Below are 2,106 nucleotides of genomic sequence, written 5' to 3'. Positions count from 1 at the left end.
GCTAGCGTCTGTTCGGGCGGGTCGCTGTAGCGGCTTCCTTGCGGGCGTGGAGGGCTTGCGGGGGATGCGCCGAAGAAAGGGAGGTTCCATGTCCGTTGAAGCTGCCGCCAGGCATCCGATTCCTGCGGGGTTCGCCGCTGCCCATGTCACGCCCGAGGCGTATGTCCGGATGTATGCGGACTCGATCGCCGACCCGGACGGGTTCTGGGGCCGCGAGGGGAAGCGGCTGGACTGGATCACGCCTTATACCCGGGTCAAGAACACCGACTTCACGCTGGGGCAGGTGTCGATCAAGTGGTTCGAGGACGGGGTGCTGAACGCCTGCGTCAACTGCGTGGACCGCCACCTGCCCGGGCGGGCGCAGCAGACGGCGATCATCTTCGAGCCGGACGATCCCGGCGAGCCTGCGTTGCACATCACCTATGCGGAACTGTCCGACAAGGTGAACCGCATGGCCAACGTGCTGCTGAGCCAGGGGGTGATGCGCGGCGACCGGGTGGTGATCTACCTGCCGATGATCCCCGAGGCGGCCTATGCGATGCTGGCCTGCGCGCGCATCGGGGCGATCCATTCCATCGTGTTCGCCGGGTTCTCGCCCGATGCGCTGGCCAACCGCATCAACGACTGCGGGGCCAAGCTGGTCATCACCGCCGACACCGCGCCGCGCGGCGGGCGGCGCACGGCGCTGAAGTCCAACACCGACGCGGCGCTGCTGCACTGCTCGGACCGGGTGCGCTGCCTGGTGGTCAAGCACACCGGCGACCAGACGACCTGGGTGCAGGGCCGCGACGTGGACGTCAAGTACCTGATGGAGCACGCCAGCCCCGACTGCCCGCCGCGGCCGATGGGGGCGGAGGACCCGCTGTTCATCCTGTACACCTCGGGGTCCACGGGCAAGCCCAAGGGGGTGGTGCATTCCACCGGCGGCTATCTGATGTATGCGGCGATGACACATCAGTACACCTTCGACTATCAGGACGGCGACGTGTTCTGGTGCACGGCCGACGTGGGCTGGGTGACGGGGCACAGCTACATCGTCTATGGCCCGCTGGCCAACGGCGCGACGACGGTGATGTTCGAGGGCGTGCCGACCTATCCCGACGCGGGCCGGTTCTGGGCGGTGTGCGAAAAGCACAAGGTGACGCAGTTCTACACCGCGCCCACGGCGATCCGCAGCCTGATGGGCCAGGGCCCCGAGTGGGTCGAGCGCCACGACCTGTCGTCCTTGCGGGTGCTGGGCTCGGTGGGCGAGCCGATCAACCCCGAGGCCTGGGTCTGGTACGACCGGCACGTGGGCAAGGGGAAATGCCCGATCGTGGACACGTTCTGGCAGACCGAGACGGGCGGGCACATGATCACCAGCCTGCCCTATGCGATCGAGACCAAGCCCGGCGCGGCCACGCTGCCCTTCTTCGGGGTCAAGCCCGCGGTGCTGGATGCCGCGACCGGCGCCGTGCAGGAGGGCAACGGGGTCGAGGGCGTGCTGGCCATCGCCGACAGCTGGCCGGGGCAGATGCGGACGCTGTGGGGCGACCACCAGCGTTTCGAGGAGGCGTATTTCCAGCAGTACCCGGGCTATTACTTCACCGGCGACGGCTGCCGGCGCGACGAGGACGGGTATTACTGGATCACCGGGCGGGTGGACGACGTGATCAACGTGTCGGGCCACCGGATGGGCACGGCCGAGGTCGAGAGCGCGCTGGTGGCGCACCCCAAGGTCGCCGAGGCGGCGGTGGTGGGCTATCCCCACGATCTCAAGGGGCAGGGGATCTATGCCTATGTCACGGTGATGAACGACGTCGAGCCCTCGGACAGCCTGCGCAAGGAGCTGGAGGCCTGGGTGCGCACCGAGATCGGCCCGATCGCCAAGCCCGACCTGATCCAGTGGGCGCCCGGCCTGCCCAAGACGCGCTCGGGCAAGATCATGCGCCGTATCCTGCGCAAGATCGCGGAAAACGACTATGGCAGCCTGGGCGACACCTCGACCCTGGCCGAGCCGGGCGTCGTCGACGAGCTGATCACGAACCGCATGAACCGCGCCTGAGCGCGCGCCCGCGGACCGCGACAGACAAAAACCTGGGCGGCAAAAACGACCGGCCAGGGGGG

1 protein-coding gene is annotated in these 2,106 nt (G+C 68.1%); it reads left to right on the top strand.

What is annotated here, in order from left to right; translation table 11 throughout:
* The first annotated feature begins 88 nt into the window (after positions 1–88).
* On the top strand, positions 89–2,044 hold the full coding sequence (gene acs / locus DPQ23_RS15125) for an acetate--CoA ligase (protein WP_112875584.1): 1,956 nt from the start codon (positions 89–91) through the stop codon (positions 2,042–2,044).
* Positions 2,045–2,106: the final 62 nt, after the last annotated feature.

This window comes from Paracoccus endophyticus (assembly GCF_003286075.1).
Lineage (GTDB): Bacteria > Pseudomonadota > Alphaproteobacteria > Rhodobacterales > Rhodobacteraceae > Paracoccus > Paracoccus endophyticus.
Note: the sequence above shows the minus strand (reverse complement) of the source record. Positions and strands in the feature narration are given on the sequence as shown.